The sequence below is a fragment of the Streptomyces silaceus genome, from assembly GCF_001419745.1.
GTDB classification, from domain to species: Bacteria; Actinomycetota; Actinomycetes; order Streptomycetales; family Streptomycetaceae; genus Streptomyces; species Streptomyces silaceus.
Window position 1 is genome coordinate 601 of the sequence record NZ_LIRJ01000527.1, and the last position, 450, is coordinate 1050.

Annotated in this window: 1 protein-coding gene; it reads left to right on the forward strand. The window is 72.4% G+C overall.

The window, feature by feature from the left end:
* Window positions 1-450: MMPL family transporter (locus tag AOK22_RS43390; protein WP_244165240.1), on the forward strand; the 450-nt coding region annotated here is incomplete at both ends.

Genomic DNA, 450 nt, shown 5'->3' on the forward strand with positions numbered 1-450 from the left:
GCTCACCGGCTCGTGGGCGAGCCGGAGGGCGTGCCCTCGAAGGACGGCACCACTCTCCTCTACCCCCTCGCCTCCACCGAGCCCGGCCAGGACGAGGACAAGCGCGACGCCCTCGTCCAGGACGTGCGCGACGTCGCCGAGGGCGGCGGCGGGCTGAGCGTCGACGTCGGCGGGGCCGGGGCGCTCGACACCGACGCGAGCGAGGTCTACAACGCCCTCGGCGGGCCGCTGCTCTACACCACCGCGGGTGTCGTCGCGCTGTTGCTCGTCCTGATCTACCGCAGCCCCTTCCTCTGGCTCGTGCCGCTCGCCGTCGCGGGCGTCGCGGACTACCTCGCGATGGGCGTCGCGTACGGACTCAACCAGGCGTTCGGGACGTCCGTCACCGGACAGAGCTCGGGGATCATGACCATCCTCGTGTTCGGCGCGGGCACGGACTACGCGCTGCTG